The sequence below is a fragment of the Acinetobacter sp. Li1LvA2 genome (genome assembly GCF_056156705.1).
The window spans coordinates 77,014-92,495 of record NZ_JBSICF010000003.1 but is presented as its reverse complement, the minus strand read 5'-3'; the positions used below and the strand labels follow the sequence as shown (position 1 = coordinate 92,495).

Genomic DNA, 15,482 nt, shown 5'->3' with positions numbered 1-15,482 from the left:
GAATTTTTGTTATATTGAAGCATATTAAAAATTATAGAATCGAGAATTAGTTATGCTGAAATTTTGCTGCAAACTCATTGTTTTATCCAGCCTTTTTTGTAGTCCATGGCTTTACGCGCAAACCGAAACTGACGAGCAAGATGAATATAATCAATGTGTAGATCAGACCATTAAAGAAATGAAGCTTGAAAGCATTAATAATATGGTCGTGCATAGTTGTTCTGAACAAGCTAAAAAGACTTATGAGGAAAAAATAGTTGCTCTTATTGATCAAATTCGCACACAAAGCGAAGAATACAAACAGCCAGAGCGTTACCAGGATATTTTAAAATCTCAGCGACTTTGGAAAGCTTATGTAGATCAGGAATGTAGTAATGCAGGCTCATACATTGGCTCACCGATGTATTCGTATTGCCCAATGCAAGAGTATGCAGCGCGTGTAAAGCAGCTAGAAGAATACGTTAATTAAGACGGATTATTTTAAACGTCACCTCATGACGCTGAGCGTACTTCACTGGATTAAATTTAAGAATACAAAATGATATTTTTTAAACGATGCCATAAATGAGTCGTTTGATATGTCTGATCGCATTCGAGAAAAACTACAGATTCTTGCCGATGCTGCTAAATATGATGTGTCTTGTTCATCAAGTGGCAGTGACCGTAAAAATAAAAATAAAGGTTTGGGAGATGCCAGCCATTCAGGAATTTGCCATAGCTATACTGAAGATGGCCGCTGTGTATCTCTCTTAAAAATTCTATTTAGTAATGTGTGTATTTTTGACTGCGCCTATTGCGTTTCACGTCGTTCTAATGATGTCCAGCGTGCAGCATTTACGGTGCAAGAGGTTGTAGATTTAACCATTAATTTTTACCGCCGTAATTATATTGAAGGCTTATTTTTAAGCTCAGGCATTTTTAAATCGGCAGATCACACGATGGAGCGTATGCTTCAAGTCGTAAAGAAATTGCGTCTTGAAGAAAATTTTAATGGCTATATTCATCTAAAAACTATTCCGGGGGCATCGCCTGAACTGATTCATGAAGCAGGTTTGTATGCTGACCGTATGAGTATTAATTTAGAGATGCCGACCGAGGTTGGCCTAAAAACTTTTGCACCAGAAAAATCACATCAGGAAGTGCAAAAAGATCTAGGTTTGGTCCGTGATAGGCTCATTCAGCTTAAAGATGAAGGCCAAATCATTAAGCATGTGCCGAAATATGTGCCAGCAGGGCAGACCACCCAAATGGTAGTGGGTGCTCATCAAGAGTCAGATCAAGATGTCTTGTTTATGGCAGACAAACACTACAAAGAATTTAAACTCAAACGTGTCTATTTCTCTGGCTATATCCCAATTAATACCGAAAATAATTACTTGCCAGCAGTGGGTTCTGCACCGCCGTTGCTTCGTGAAAATCGACTCTATCAAAGCGATTGGCTGATGCGTTTTTATGGTTTTCAGGTCAATGAAATCGTCAATGAAAAACACCCAAACTTAGATCTTGATGTAGACCCGAAATTAAGCTGGGCTTTAAGGCATCCTGAACAGTTTCCAGTAGATTTAAATCGTGCCGACTATCAAATGATTTTACGTGTGCCGGGCATTGGCGTGAAATCGGCTAAGAAAATTGTGCAGGCTCGCCGTTTTGGAAAAATCCATATCGATTTACTTAAAAAACTCGGTGTAGCTTATCAGCGTGCTAAATACTTTATTCGCTGTGAAGACAGCCCAAAATTCCAAAAAGAACTTTCTTCAAGTTTTATTCGGCAGCAGATTTTAACGCAGGGATCTTCGAAATATGTGCAGCAACTCTCGCCACAATTAAGCCTTGGGTTTTAGCCATGTTTAATGATGAAGTGGCGTACTATTTTGATGGTTCAATGGTTGGGCTACTGAGCTGTGTTTTTCGTGCATTTCAATTTAAAGAATTACAGGTCAGGCTTTGCTTGAATGATGGGGCTCAACATGGCTTATTTGCCGATAAAATTGAGGTTTCAAATAACGAGCAACATGCCGAGCGTGTTTGGTCTGCACTACAAAAAAAGCTTACATCTTCATCATTAAAACAATTTTATTTTGCTTATTTATCTGAATCGTTAGATGCCTATCAGCATTTATTTAATTACTGTATTTATGTGTTTACTAGCCATTTTTCTGTAGAAAAAGATTATTCAAATCCTAGTGTTTTAGCGATTGCGCAGTGGACGAAAAAGGTCGGGCGAGAGAAGCATCGAATGGAGGCTTTTATTCGGTTTAAGAAAACTAAAGATGAGCTTTTTTTGAGTTTAGTACGTCCTGATTTTAATGTTTTACCGCTTATTCAGCCTCATTTTAAACGGCGTTACCAAGATCAGCGTTGGCTTATTTATGACGAACAACGCAAGTTTGGAATTTACTATGATTTGCAAGAAATACATGAAGTTTCACTCGAAGCCTCTGAAGTCGACCGTAATTTGAAAAATGGGATGAGTCAAAGCTTTCAGCTTGAGCTTGATGAGCAGGAAGGTTTATATGACCAGCTTTGGAAAGATTATTTTAATAGCGTTAATATTACTGAACGCCAAAATATAAAACTTCATGTGCAATATTTGCCGAAGCGCTATTGGCGTTATTTAAATGAAAAATTGATGGAATATTAAAGTTTTAAAATCAAAAAGAATAGTTCAGCAAGTTTTCTTATTCTTGAAAGATATAATTTAAATGCACTTTATGTCGCTTTGGGCGTATACTTTTGCCCGTTATAAATAACGGCATATCCCCAAAGGTGTACTGTGAGTGTTATACAGCGAGAATGGTTACAGACTTTAAAGCCAAATTTTAAGGTTTTACCTTTAAAGGAACGATTACTTTGCGGTATTGGAGCGTTGTGTGGTTTAGCAATTTCTTCCTTAATTAGTTGGTATGTTCTGGGCGGAATTAATGCTTGGTACATTGCACCAATGGGCGCCTCATCTGTTCTATTGTTTGCTGTACCGACCAGTCCCTTAGCTCAACCATGGAATGTGATTGTTGGTAATACCTTAGCTGGGATTATTGGTGTTGCCTGTGCGCAGTGGATTCCTGATTTAACAACGGCTTTTAGTGTTGCAGTAGGTTTTGCCATATTTTTAATGATGACCACCGACTCTTTGCACCCACCGAGTGGCGCAGTCGCAATTACGGCTGTATTAGGTGGGGCGGCAATTCATAAATTAGGCTTTTATTTCATCTTTTATCCGGTTTTACTCAACTCATTACTTTTACTTGGGTTTGCTGTTTTCTTTAATCGATTAATTGGGCGGCATTATCCGGTTACTGCTCATCTTAATGAGCGTAGTAAAGACCCTACACCGACTCAAAAAGTATCTATTCAGCCGAAAGATATTGAGTATGCATTAGGGCATCACACTGAACTTTTAGATATTAGCCAATACGACTTAGAAAAAATTATTTTAGAAGCTCAGGAACATGCCAATGAGCGCATGGTAAATCAATATATCTGTCAGGATATTATGAGCCGTGATGTCATCAAACTACATGAAGATGACGACATTCATCAGGCACTCGATAAATTTAAACAAGTGAACTTGATGAGCCTACCTGTAGTAAATGCAGAAAACCATTTGGTAGGAACTTTAGCGTTATATGAAGTTGTAGAGTGGTTTAAGGGGGCTGCAGATCCAAGAAACTCTTGGCAGCATTATGTAAAACAAATTATGAGTCGTCGAGTGGTCACGGTACTGCCAACTCAACCGATTCAAGATTTGGTGCCGTACTTTGTTGAAAAGTCGTTTAACTACATTCCTGTAGTTGAAGATCGCAAGCTTATAGGAATGATTAGCCGTGCAGATATGATTGCGGCTTTACAGCAACAGTTAAATCGAAAGCTATAATTTTTAGAATAAAAAAAAGCTACGGTTGATTAGGGGATGCAACCGTAGCGACCAAAATTATTAATTAACGTACTTGTTCTTCATTTACTGTTCGAACGGATTGTCGATAGCCTTCAATATGCTCTGGCTGTTTTTTCGGAATGACTAACCATAAAACCAGATAAACTAAAATTCCTGGAAAGGCTGCACTCATAACTGAGATCAAAACAAAAATGACACGTAGTAAAGTTACGTTCCAACCAAAACGTTCAGCAATACCACCCATTACACCGGCGATCATGCTGTGTCGGTTCGAGCGATATAAACCAGAACTGGCCATCTAATTCTCCTTAAAGATAAATAATTACAAGAAGCTATTGTGCTCTTGCTTAATAAAAATATGGAGGCGAAATAACGGGTTTAAAGTCCTCTCAAAAGTAAATTGGTTAAAATATGTAAAGGATTGGGATGAAGGAAACCAACATCAACTAAAATGCACCTTTTCAGGGCTTAAGGGTTTATTACAGCAATTGGTTAATGCCTGAAATGAATATAAACATGGCGGTTGCTGTTATCTGTGAATAATGTATATGTCTTTGAAGCGGTCTAGTTTTTTAGTTAAGTATTTGGTTGTAGGGGCAATGATGTGCCTGACACTGAGTGCTTGCGATATAAACCATGCCAACTCAAAAGATCACTCTAGTGCCAGCTCTAATTCTACGCATGAAGAAAATCTAATAAAAAATAGTACATCTACAAAAACATTAGATTATGTGGCAGGCCGTACTTTTTTACCCGAAGAAAACTTAGATCAAGCTAAAAAATTAAGCGGAACCTTATTGCAATATGTAGGGCGATATCACACCCGAATTTCATGTGAGGATGCTTTTGCTGATTGTGAGTCAGGTGAAGCAGAGTACATTTTAAATTTATTGCCCAATGGATCAGCTTATTGGAATGTTATTCATTTTGGCCGCGTGGGAAGTAAAGATGGGGCTAAAAGTGCCGCTGTAAATGAATTATGTCCTTCTTTAAATTGGAAGGTGGACGAAAAAGAGCATGAGTTAACCATTCAATGTCCTTTATCTAAAGTTAATTTTTATTTTAATTTTGATTCAAACAAAAGACTGGTCATGAATCTAGAAAAGCTGTTTTATAGCGATTATGGTAAAAATCGTGAATTTTTAGAGCAAAACTATTTTGTTCCAAATCAGGCTTATGTATTAACTAAAGAATAAATATTACTTGAGTAAAAAAGAGCGCAATATGAATTGCGCTCTTTTCGTTTCTCTATTTAAAAATCATTAGTAGTCGAAGCTAAAGTGTTCAACTGGTAATGATGTTAATGTGCGAGAGCTTGTTACCATCGACTCTGCATGGCCTTGAGTACGAGGCAACATACGGTCAAAGTAGAAGTCTGCAACTTTGATTTTAGCTTTATAGAATTCAGGCATTTCTGCACCATCACCTGCTTCAAGTTTTTCAGAAGCAATGACTGCTTGTTGCGCCCAGAAGTAAGCCATCATCACATAACCAGAGAACATTAAAAAGTCTACAGAAGCAGAAGATACGATGTCACGGTCTTTACGTGCAGCAAGCATGATACGAACAGTTAATGTATTCCATTGAGCGCAAAGCTTAGTTAAGTCCCAAGCAAAACGACGCAAGTATTTATTACGTGCGTGTGCAGCACAGAATTTTAAGATTTCAGCAGTGTAGTCACGGACCACTTTGCCTTTTGAGCTAAGCAATACTTTACGACCAATCAAGTCAAGTGCTTGAATGCCTGTGGTACCTTCGTATAACGTTGAAATACGAGCATCACGAGCGATTTGTTCCATGCCCCATTCTTTGATGTAGCCATGACCACCGTAAACTTGCATACCGTTATTTGCAGCTTCTAAACCAAGTTCAGTCAAGAAACCTTTTAAAATTGGAGTGTAGAAACCAAGTTTATCATCATAGTCTTCGTAAGCAGCTTGGTCGCCACGTGTTAATGCATCTGTCATTTTGTCTGCAAGTTTTGCAGCATGATAGATCATTGAACGGCCACCTTCAGCAATTGCTTTTTGAGTCAACAATAGGCGGCGTACATCAGCATGATGAATGATTGCATCAGCAACTTTATCTGGATCTTTCTTACCAGAAAGCGCACGCATAGACATACGGTCTTTCGCATAAGGTAAAGCACCTTGATAAGATAACTCGGCATGTGCAATACCTTGAACAGCAGTACCAATACGTGCTGTGTTCATGAAGGTAAACATTGCGTGTAGGCCTTTGTTCACTTCACCGATTAAATAACCAGTTGCATTATCAAAGTTCAGCACGGCAGTAGCAGAAGCTCGGATCCCCATTTTGTGTTCGATTGAACCACAAGCGACTGTATTACGCTCACCAACACCGCCATCAGCAGTAGGGATGAATTTAGGTACGATAAATAATGAAATACCACGAGTACCAGCAGGAGCATCTGGAAGACGTGCAAGTACGATGTGAATAATATTTTCAGTTAAGTCATGTTCACCGGCAGAAATGAAGATTTTTGTACCAGAGATTTTATAAGTGCCGTCTGCTTGAGGTTCAGCTTTAGTTTTAACTTGACCTAAGTCCGTACCACATTGAGGCTCGGTTAAGCACATTGTGCCGCTCCAAGTTCCTTCAACAAGTTTAGGCATATAGGTTTGTTTTTGCTCATCAGTACCGAATTGCAAGATAGTATTCATACAACCCGAACTTAAGCCAGGGTACATAGTAAATGACCAGTTTGCAGTACCCATCATTTCTGATTTAATCAGATTTAATGACATTGGTAGGCCTTGACCACCAAATTCTTCAGGATAAGAAAGACCTTGCCAACCGCCCATTACAAATTGGTCATAAGCCTCTTTAAAGCCTTTAGGTGTTCTTACTTCACCGTTGTCAAAATGGCAACCTTCTTCATCACCAGATTGGTTAAGTGGCGACAATACGTTTTCACAATAATCTGCTGCACCTTCAAGAATCATATCAACGGTATCTGGATCTGCATTTTCACCATTTGATAAAGTTTTATAGTGAGCAGGGTAATCTAATACTTCATTCATTAAGAAGCGAATATCGTGTAGCGGAGCTTTATATGCTGGCATGGCTTTAATCCTAATTTTGAATCATTGTGGGATTATCTGTATCGATGATTTGATTATTCACTCGCATGATAAAAATACAATGTTAATCGCACCCGAAAGAAATGTCAGAAAAGCGAATTTTGTCGAAAATAAATACACCTGAAATTATAATTTCTGCTACATTCAGGACTTATACTTTTATGTGAAAAAACAACTAATTTTTATATTTTTAGCAAGTTTTGTTAAAAAGATAAAGCTATAAGGTTTTAAAAAAGGTTATGCATTTAAAATATCTCAGTTTATGTTTATTTAGTTTGGGTTTGACCGCATGTGCGCAGCATAACCTACGTCCATCAGTGGCATCTGCCAACTTAGATCAAAAAGTCATTCAGGGTATGAATGCGATGTATGAATACCCAAGCTATGATTACCGTGGGCATTTTAAAGTTAATGTTGATCCAAATCAGCCTAAGAAAATCAGTACTGTAGAGAAAACGGCTCAGCTTGATGCTGGAGTGCAAAAAAAAGTAGATCAATATTTACGTGAACAAAAGACTAATTTGAATAAAAAACAGAAGCAGGCGCTTTATGCCGCAATTGCAAATGAGCAATCTGTTTCGGGTGTATCTGACGAATCACGTTCAGAAAAAGTAAATGCCGTATTAATTAATTTATTAAATGATCTCCAATTTAGTTACGATGGTTCAGTTCATTACCGTCAAAAAATGGGATCTTTCAATCTCACTGCAAGATATGAGAAACAGACCTTATTGGTACAGGCAAAATTGCCAATGGTGCTTGATCTGAAGGACTATAAATTTTACGTTAATTATTTCGGATTAATGCCTTATCTGGTCAATAAAGATAATCAAAATAACTTGGCGTATGTCGATTTTTCAAAGTATAAAAATCTGTTTACAAACGTCGATATGAAGAAGTTTGTTGAATATGCGAAAGCTTCTAGCGCGGTATCTTATCGTTTGGCTGAACCACAAAATTTACAGCGGTTACCAATTACCGATGCTGACCGTAAAGCCGGAATTGTAGAAAAAATTCGTCTAAAAGATACGGTCGAAGAGCTATTGCTGCAATCGGAACTCTATGGTCAAGTCAATGAAAAATATTTGCAAAAAAATGTTTTAGGGATTGATGACCAAAAGATTGCCGAATCTATAGCAACTGAACTTGCTGCTTCTGAAGCTAAGAAAAAGGCGACTGGTGCTGAGGGGCAGAAGGTTTCTTCTGAAGATGCAGCGGCTGTCAGTCAGCAACTTTATTCGCTTATTAATGCTCATTTTGGCAATACATTGGCTTCTGAGGAAGGTGATGAAGACCAAGCAAGCACAGCTCAAGATGTGGCATCAGCAGAAGCAGCCTCTGATTCAGCTCAAGCCGAAGACGTTACTGCGGCAGATGCTGAACTAACTGCACAAGATGAAGAAGTGGCTACACTTACAGAAGAGCAGTGTGTTGAATTACAGTCTCTTAAGAAACCAGTTGCCTTAGGTGATATTAATTACTGTCAAATTTACGGTATTAATGTGCTTGATCAGAGCGCCGTAAATACCGAAAAAACTCAGATGAAAGCTCGTCAAGCAGCCCTGAAACAAACTTTTGCTGCTTATGATCAGAACCAGTTTGTGAATGATGATGCATTTAAAGCTTTATGGTTAAAACATAAAGCCGAGATTGAACAAGCTTTACCAAAACAAAGAAATCCAATTACGATTGATGTTGGACTTGATGAAAAAGGCCGTTTAGTTAACGCAGATTATGATGTTGCCTATACACCAGCCGAGTTTAATCATCGCTTTAATATTAAAGCGGACATGCAAATTTTAAATTATGGTAAAGCCACTTCAATTGATCAGCAGCAGCTTAAACAAGCTAAATCAGTTGCTGAAGCAAGCAAAGGTTCGCTATTTGAAAACTTTGTAAAAGGGTTTAGTGAAAAACTTGGGCAGAGTGATGTTTCTGAACATCCAGTTGGCTTACATAGCGATGTACAAGATTTAGATTCTAGTCTGGCGCTGTTGGCTAACCAAACTTATGATGCAACACGTGCCTATGACAAAACGTATAAGGCTGTGTTTATTGCAAAATTGACTGCCGAAAAACCGTCATATATTCATTATTATTCAGTTCAACAGTTGCAAGAAATTGCTGAAGTTTATGCTTACTGGTTCTCTGAAGAAGAAACTTATAATCCTCAAGGTAAGGCTTTAGAGCGTATTGAGGCATTGCAGAAAAAGCATCATCTTGAGCAAGAAGAGCAATTTGATAATGATTTAGGTCGTGCTGTGGACCATATTGTGATTACGACAATACAAGGTGAGGCAGGGCGTGAAGCATGGCAAAAATTACAGAAACAATATAAGCAGCCTGAGCAGCTTTTCTCGAAACAATATCAATTAAAATTTGAACAACAAAATGGTGCTTCTGCTGAAGAAAAACCATTGTTGTCACAAACAGCTGATATTTTAGGTAAGGCTTATGCTGCTGCGCGTAAACAGCAACTTACGGAAAAAACAATTCAGAATTTAAAACCTGAACATAATGAATTTATTGATTATGAGATTTTCCGAGATGTTTATAAGCAGATGGTTACAGCTAAAAAATAATAGATGAGATAAAAAAAGAACCTACTTAAAGTAGGTTCTTTTTTGTTTTATAGAAAATCTTTTAATTCAGGTCTCACACCATTCCATATATAGAAGGCTTCAATAGCCTGACCCACTAACATCCCAAAACCTTCTGAATAGGGCACATTGCGTTGTTTAGCTTGCTCAAGGAAGCTAGATGGTTTTCCGTAAGCCATTTCATAGGCATATTTGAACTCTAAATTTTCAGGTAGTTGTAGTGCGTCACCTGAAAGGCTTGCAGAAGTTGCATTAATTACAATATCAAAATTCCCAACTAACTCACTTAGAGAAATTGCTTGTAATTGAGCTTGAGGAACTGCTGCTTTTAAGTCATCTACAAGTTGCTCTGCACGAGCGAGAGTACGGTTTGCAATCACTATCTTTTTAGCGCCAGCCTGTACCAGTGGATAAATAACACCACGAGTTGCACCCCCAGCTCCTAAAATTAAAATATTTGTATTTTCTAGGTTCCAGTCTAAGGCTTGAATCGCGGCAACTAGGCCTTGGCCATCTGTATTATCGCCGTGCAATTTGCCATTCTGCATCCATAACGTATTCACCGCTTTCGCAATTTGAGCGCGTTCGGTTAACACATCACACAAGGCAAAAGCTTGTTCTTTAAACGGTACGGTAACGTTCATACCACTTCCACCATTTGCAAAGAAGCTACGCATAGTAGGTTCAAAACCATCAAGTGGGGCAAGACGTTTTTGATAGTCGAGATCAACACCTGTTTTTTGAGCGAAAGCATGATGCAATTCAGGAGAGCGTGATTGTTCGATTGGGTTGCCAATTACTGCAAACTGTTTGGTCATTCTTATATCCAAAATTCTAAAATGGCATGAAGCAGATAAAAACGTGTGCTGAATATTCAGCAGGCCTCAATATAAGCCAAATTGGAATAAGAAAAAATATTTGAATGAGGTTCAGAAAAGTGAAAATAAAAAAGGAGATTCTCTAGGGTGGAAGCCAAAGAATCTCCAAAAAGCAAAAAATTAAGCGACTTTTTCTTTTAAATTTAACCAGTCACGTGGTTTTAGGTAATAGTCAGTTAAACGTTTCTCAGGGGAATCTTCATCCCATTCTGGGCGATACGACCAACCTGCAAGGTTAGGGAGGCTGACTAAAATAGATTCGATACGTCCACCTGTTTGTAAGCCAAACAATGTTCCGCGGTCATATACTAAGTTGTATTCGACATATCTACCGCGACGGTAAATTTGGAACTCACGTTGAGCTTCTGTATACGGCTGTTCACGATGTTTTTCAAAAATTGGCAAAATGGCATTTAAATAGCCATTACCCACAGCTTGAATATATTTAAAGCAAGTTTCGAAATCCCAGTCATTAAGATCATCAAAAAATAAACCACCAACACCACGTTGTTCATCACGATGTTTTAAATAGAAATAATCATCACACCATTTTTTATGTTCAGCGTAGACATGGTCACCAAAAGGCTGACATAGGTCATGTGCAGCTTGATGCCAATCGATAACATCTTGCTCATCTGGATAAAAAGGAGTTAAGTCAAAACCACCGCCAAACCACCAAATTGGATCTTGTCCTTCAGGTTCTGCAACGAATAAACGTACATTGGCATGAGAAGTCGGAATATTCGGATTTTTAGGGTGAATCACTAACGAAACGCCCAGTGCTTGAGCCTTAGCGCCAGCAATTTGAGGGTGTCTTTCTGTAGCAGAAGCGGGCAGTTTACTAATATTGATGTGAGAGAACATCACACCACCTTTTTCAATCACTGTACCATTTTGCAGTACTCGTGAACGTCCACCACCACCTTCAGGACGTACCCAATCATCAATAATAAATTCACTCGTACCGCCGCCAGCTTTTTCTTGTTGCTCTAAACCAGCACATATACGGGCTTGTAAATCGAGGAGAAATTCGCGGACACGTTGAATATCTGTGGAAGTCGGATGTTGCATAATGACCCTCAAAGATGATTGAGATAGGAGATAGGTACATCAAAACACAAAACCATAAAAAAAGTAAGGGATTTTTAATAAATGTCTCAAAAATCCCTTCTAATTATTTTTAAATTTATAATTTTTTTAGAAATCATCTTTTTGGTAAAGGTGATCCATACGTTCACGTTTAGTTTTTAAATATTGCTCATTAAAAGGGTTGCGCCCAACCGTTAATGGAACACGGTCAACAACATTAATTCCTTGATCTTTGAGTGCCTGAATTTTCAAAGGATTATTGGTAATTAATTTAACTTCTTTTACTTCTAAATGATCTAGCATGATGCTACACATGTCGTAACGGCGTGCATCGGCAGGTAAATTTAAAAGTAAATTAGCATCTACGGTGTCATGACCCTGATCTTGTAAAGCATAGGCGCGAATTTTATTTGTAAGCCCAATACCACGACCTTCTTGACGTAAATATAAAATAACGCCTTGGCCTACCTCGTTGATGAGCTTTTGAGTTGCCTGCAATTGAGGACCACAGTCGCATTTTAATGATGCAAAGGCATCACCTGTTAAACATTCTGAATGTACACGAACCAAAACAGGGCCTAGAGGGGGATTTTCTAACCCTTTAGAAAGTGCCACATGTTCTTCACCTGATACTGGATCTTGAAACACAGAAATATTGAATTCACCAAAAGCGGTCGGGAGTTTTGATGTTGCAATGAACTCTATAGGCACAGATTAACTCATCTTTTAACCGAAAACGGTTTAAAGTATAGCGTAATGCTGGGAGATTGGTCGAATTGTCATAATCATTTTGCACACTAAGGTTTTCTTTTTTGTATAAAGATGACGATAATAGTTGATAAATAGTCAGATTATTCAGGATAATCTGCCAACCATACCCATGATGTATGAGAGACTGCTTTGCATGACCTCGTTCGCAAATGTGGCTGATTGAAGGTGACTTCATTCGATTGTATGATCGACCCATTTTGACCCAGCTTAGGATTTGCCAGGCTTATAAAGGCTTTGCCACATATGTTGTATACCGAAATTCCAACTCAACGCCCTGTTACGCCATTGTTAGATGCAATTGATCATCCTCAACAATTACGTCAGCTCGAGCATAGCCAATTGGTTCAAGTGGCTGATGAGTTGCGTCAATATATTTTATATGCAGCAGGCCAGAGTGGTGGCCATTTCGGTGCTAATCTCGGCGTGGTTGAGCTGACGGTTGCGCTGCATTATTGCTTTAATACACCAAATGACCGATTAGTTTGGGATGTGGGACATCAGGCGTATCCGCATAAAGTCCTGACAGGCCGTCGTGAGCAAATGACGACGATTCGTTCTAAGAATGGTTTAGCGGCATTTCCAGCCAGAGAAGAATCCGTTTTTGATACATTCGGCGTAGGGCATTCATCAACAGCAATTTCAGCTGGTTTAGGAATGTCGTTAGCACGTCGCTATCAAAACGACCCATGTGAAGTCGTTTGTATTGTGGGTGATGGTGCAATGACAGCAGGTATGGCGTTTGAAGCCATGAATGATGCTGTTGCACATAATGCTGATTTAATTGTGGTGCTGAATGACAATGACATGTCAATTTCTTGTAGCACAGGCGGTTTTGCTAAACATTTAGCTGCAATTTGGGAAAAAGGCCATTTAGTAAATGTAGATGAACATGGTGAGGCTTACATTCAGCCACATCCAAAATGGACCTATAACTCTCGTTTGCATCAATCGGCAACAGATGCGGCAGATAATTTATTTAAAGCAATTGGTTTTGATTATTTTGGCCCATTCGATGGCCACGACGTAAATCAACTGGCCCAAGTATTTAATGCTCTCAAGAAGCGTAAAGGCCCGCGTTTAGTCCACGTCTATACTAAAAAAGGTAAAGGTTTCACTCCAGCAGAAGCGGATCCGATTACCTACCATGCAATTAGTAAAATTAATGCAGTCTCGGCAGGCAAAACACCACCTAAATATTCTGATGTATTTGGGCAGTGGTTATGTGATGAAGCTGCACAAGATGAGCGTCTACTTGCGATCACACCAGCCATGTGTGAAGGCTCAGGTATGGTTCAGTTTGCTAAGGAATTTCCACAGAGATTTTTTGATGTTGCGATTGCTGAACAACATGCAGTAACACTTGCAGCAGGAATGGCTTGTGAAGGCTTAAAACCTGTTGTTGCAATCTATTCAACGTTTTTACAGCGTGGTTACGATCAGCTTATTCACGATGTTGCATTACAGAACCTTGATGTAACTTTCGGGATCGACCGTGCTGGTTTAGTAGGTGAAGATGGCCCAACACACGCAGGTGCATATGATTATGCATACATGCGTACAGTGCCAAACATGGTCATCATGGCACCAAAAGATGAAAATGAATGCCGTCAGATGCTTCATACAGCCTATGTCTATAATGGACCAGCGGCAGTACGTTACCCACGTGGTGCAGGTGTAGGTGTTGAAATTCAGCAAGAGTTGACTGCTATTGAGTTAGGAAAAGCTGAAATCGTTGCTGAAATTAAATCTGCTTGTGATGAACAGATTACAATTTTAGCATTTGGTAGCCGCGTTATGGTTGCCATAGAAGCTGCTGAACAATTCGCACAAAAACATGATGTGGGGGTGCGTGTTGTAAATATGCGTTTTGTGAAACCGCTTGATGAAAAAATTATTCGTGATTTGGCTGAGCACACACATTTATTTGTCACTGTTGAAGAGCATGCCGTTATGGGCGGTGCCGGAAGTGCGGTAAATGAGTTCATGGCTCAAGAACAAATTGTGAAACCTATCATTAATTTAGGCTTACCAGATTTGTTCTTACAACAGGCTTCACACGGGCAAATGTTGCAAGACTGTGGTTTAGACGCTAAGGGTATTTTGAGCTCAATTGAGAAAGTTTGGCTCAAGTTAAACCAGGTTGTTTAACCCTTAATAAAATTTTTGAAACATTTTCCCCCTAAAAGCGCATATATTTGCTAAAATATTTGCGCTTTTATGCATTATTCTTTGTCAAAATCTTCAAATTTGTCTAGTGGGTGTTCAATGGAACCTATGGTGGTTATGGCTGCGCGTGCGGCTCAAACAGTTGGTCAAGAGCTTTTAAAAGCGCATCAAAATCGTCATAAACTCGATTTACAAGTTGAAGAGAAAGGCATTGATGGCCCAGTAACACGTGTAGATCGTTATTTAGAGCAGTTAGCGATTGATACGTTACGTAAAAGTTATAAAAACCATAGCTTCTTAGGTGAAGAGTTTGGTTTACAAGAAGGCAAAGGCCATGATGCAGAGTGGTGCTGGGTAATTGACCCGCTTGATGGCACACAAAACTTTATTAATGGTTTCCCTCATTTCTGTATTTCTATTGCAGTTCAGCATAAAGGCGTTACTCAACACGGCGTAATCTACGATCCAGTGCGTGATGAGTTATTCTCTGCTAGCCGTGGTCGCGGTGCAGTTATGAATCAACGCCGTATTCGTGTAAATGTAAAAGATAGTTTAGAAAATACATTCTTAGCAGTAGGCCATCCTTATCGTGCTAAACGTGCTGGCGAAATCGTATCTTATGCAGAGCAGCATTTCGCATCATTATTAGCTGTTACTGAAGCTGGTGCACAAATCCGTCGTGGTGGTTCAGCTGCTCTAGATTTAGCGTATATTGCTGCAGGTCGTTTCGATGGCTTCTTTGAGCTTGGCTTAAAGCCATGGGATATTGCTGCTGGTGAACTTATTCTTAAAGAAGCGGGCGGTGTAGTTGTTGACGCACGTGGTGGTAATAATTCACTTGAAAATGGTCAAGTACTTGCATGTTCGCTTAAATTGCTAAAACCTTTAATGCAAACAGTTGTTCCAGCTTGGGATAAAGCTGCAAAATAATTTGGTTGATTATTAATAAAACCCTCTATAATCAGAGGGTTTTATGTTT

General features: G+C 39.0%; 13 protein-coding genes. 8 read left to right on the top strand and 5 right to left on the bottom strand.

The features are described from left to right. Positions 1 to 52 precede the first annotated feature (52 nt). The 4 genes from ACS604_RS07730 (at position 53) to ACS604_RS07715 (ending at position 3,874) form a co-directional block, all read left to right on the top strand. A complete protein-coding gene (locus ACS604_RS07730; protein ID WP_068932483.1) occupies positions 53 to 469 on the top strand; it encodes a lysozyme inhibitor LprI family protein in 417 nt (138 codons plus the stop codon). A 109-nt stretch (positions 470 to 578) separates the two neighbouring features. Beyond that, positions 579 to 1,841: a putative DNA modification/repair radical SAM protein gene (locus ACS604_RS07725; protein WP_474771128.1), complete on the top strand. Its 1,263-nt coding sequence runs from the start codon at positions 579 to 581 to the stop codon at positions 1,839 to 1,841. 2 nt (positions 1,842 to 1,843) lie between these two features. Beyond that, a complete protein-coding gene (locus tag ACS604_RS07720) occupies positions 1,844 to 2,641 on the top strand; it encodes a TIGR03915 family putative DNA repair protein (protein WP_474771126.1) in 798 nt (265 codons plus the stop codon). A 132-nt stretch (positions 2,642 to 2,773) separates the two neighbouring features. Beyond that, positions 2,774 to 3,874 (top strand): HPP family protein, encoded by a 1,101-nt coding sequence (locus ACS604_RS07715; RefSeq protein ID WP_004789693.1) that lies wholly within the window; start codon positions 2,774 to 2,776, stop codon positions 3,872 to 3,874. Between the two features lie 64 nt (positions 3,875 to 3,938). Here the strand turns inward: ACS604_RS07715 and ACS604_RS07710 are convergent, their stop codons facing one another. Continuing rightward, on the bottom strand, positions 3,939 to 4,193 hold the full coding sequence (locus ACS604_RS07710) for a PspC domain-containing protein (RefSeq protein WP_004789692.1): 255 nt from the start codon (positions 4,191 to 4,193) through the stop codon (positions 3,939 to 3,941). Between the two features lie 250 nt (positions 4,194 to 4,443). Here ACS604_RS07710 and ACS604_RS07705 point away from each other — a divergent pair, with 250 nt between their 5' ends. Continuing rightward, positions 4,444 to 5,091, top strand: a complete 648-nt coding sequence (locus ACS604_RS07705) for a hypothetical protein (RefSeq protein ID WP_151821445.1) — start codon at positions 4,444 to 4,446, stop codon at positions 5,089 to 5,091. Positions 5,092 to 5,157: 66 nt separating this feature from the next. Here ACS604_RS07705 and ACS604_RS07700 read toward each other — a convergent pair whose 3' ends face one another. Then, complete coding sequence (locus tag ACS604_RS07700; protein ID WP_474771124.1) at positions 5,158 to 6,981, bottom strand: acyl-CoA dehydrogenase C-terminal domain-containing protein; 1,824 nt, start codon at positions 6,979 to 6,981, stop codon at positions 5,158 to 5,160. Positions 6,982 to 7,238: 257 nt separating this feature from the next. Between ACS604_RS07700 and ACS604_RS07695 the strand changes: the two genes are divergently transcribed. Next, the gene (locus ACS604_RS07695) at positions 7,239 to 9,581 is read left to right on the top strand and encodes a hypothetical protein (protein WP_474771122.1); all 2,343 of its coding nucleotides are present in this window, start codon (positions 7,239 to 7,241) and stop codon (positions 9,579 to 9,581) included. A gap of 47 nt (positions 9,582 to 9,628) precedes the next feature. Here the strand turns inward: ACS604_RS07695 and aroE are convergent, their stop codons facing one another. The 3 genes from aroE to ribA all read right to left on the bottom strand — a co-directional run bounded on the left by aroE (position 9,629) and on the right by ribA (position 12,277). Further along, positions 9,629 to 10,417, bottom strand: a complete 789-nt coding sequence (gene aroE, locus ACS604_RS07690) for a shikimate dehydrogenase (RefSeq protein WP_474771120.1) — start codon at positions 10,415 to 10,417, stop codon at positions 9,629 to 9,631. 180 nt (positions 10,418 to 10,597) lie between these two features. Further along, entirely contained in the window at positions 10,598 to 11,548 is a 951-nt protein-coding gene (hemF, locus tag ACS604_RS07685; RefSeq protein ID WP_353155810.1) for an oxygen-dependent coproporphyrinogen oxidase, read from the bottom strand. A 126-nt stretch (positions 11,549 to 11,674) separates the two neighbouring features. After that, positions 11,675 to 12,277, bottom strand: a complete 603-nt coding sequence (ribA, locus tag ACS604_RS07680; protein WP_474771119.1) for a GTP cyclohydrolase II — start codon at positions 12,275 to 12,277, stop codon at positions 11,675 to 11,677. A gap of 303 nt (positions 12,278 to 12,580) precedes the next feature. Between ribA and dxs the strand changes: the two genes are divergently transcribed. Both dxs and ACS604_RS07670 read left to right on the top strand, forming a co-directional pair. Beyond that, positions 12,581 to 14,485 carry a 1-deoxy-D-xylulose-5-phosphate synthase gene (dxs, locus tag ACS604_RS07675; RefSeq protein ID WP_151963908.1) on the top strand — a complete coding sequence of 635 codons (1,905 nt, stop codon included), beginning with the start codon at positions 12,581 to 12,583 and terminating at the stop codon, positions 14,483 to 14,485. A gap of 117 nt (positions 14,486 to 14,602) precedes the next feature. Then, a complete protein-coding gene (locus ACS604_RS07670; RefSeq protein WP_474771117.1) occupies positions 14,603 to 15,433 on the top strand; it encodes an inositol monophosphatase family protein in 831 nt (276 codons plus the stop codon). Positions 15,434 to 15,482 lie beyond the last annotated feature (49 nt).

Coding starts and splice junctions, on each gene's coding strand:
- ACS604_RS07730 (WP_068932483.1), top strand. CDS start 53: ATGCTGAAATTTTGCTGCAAACTCATTGTTTTATCCAGCCTTTTTTGT.
- ACS604_RS07725 (WP_474771128.1), top strand. CDS start 579: ATGTCTGATCGCATTCGAGAAAAACTACAGATTCTTGCCGATGCTGCT.
- ACS604_RS07720 (WP_474771126.1), top strand. CDS start 1,844: ATGTTTAATGATGAAGTGGCGTACTATTTTGATGGTTCAATGGTTGGG.
- ACS604_RS07710 (WP_004789692.1), bottom strand. CDS start 4,193: ATGGCCAGTTCTGGTTTATATCGCTCGAACCGACACAGCATGATCGCC.
- ACS604_RS07705 (WP_151821445.1), top strand. CDS start 4,444: ATGTCTTTGAAGCGGTCTAGTTTTTTAGTTAAGTATTTGGTTGTAGGG.
- ACS604_RS07700 (WP_474771124.1), bottom strand. CDS start 6,981: ATGCCAGCATATAAAGCTCCGCTACACGATATTCGCTTCTTAATGAAT.
- ACS604_RS07695 (WP_474771122.1), top strand. CDS start 7,239: ATGCATTTAAAATATCTCAGTTTATGTTTATTTAGTTTGGGTTTGACC.
- aroE (WP_474771120.1), bottom strand. CDS start 10,417: ATGACCAAACAGTTTGCAGTAATTGGCAACCCAATCGAACAATCACGC.
- hemF (WP_353155810.1), bottom strand. CDS start 11,548: ATGCAACATCCGACTTCCACAGATATTCAACGTGTCCGCGAATTTCTC.
- dxs (WP_151963908.1), top strand. CDS start 12,581: ATGTTGTATACCGAAATTCCAACTCAACGCCCTGTTACGCCATTGTTA.
- ACS604_RS07670 (WP_474771117.1), top strand. CDS start 14,603: ATGGAACCTATGGTGGTTATGGCTGCGCGTGCGGCTCAAACAGTTGGT.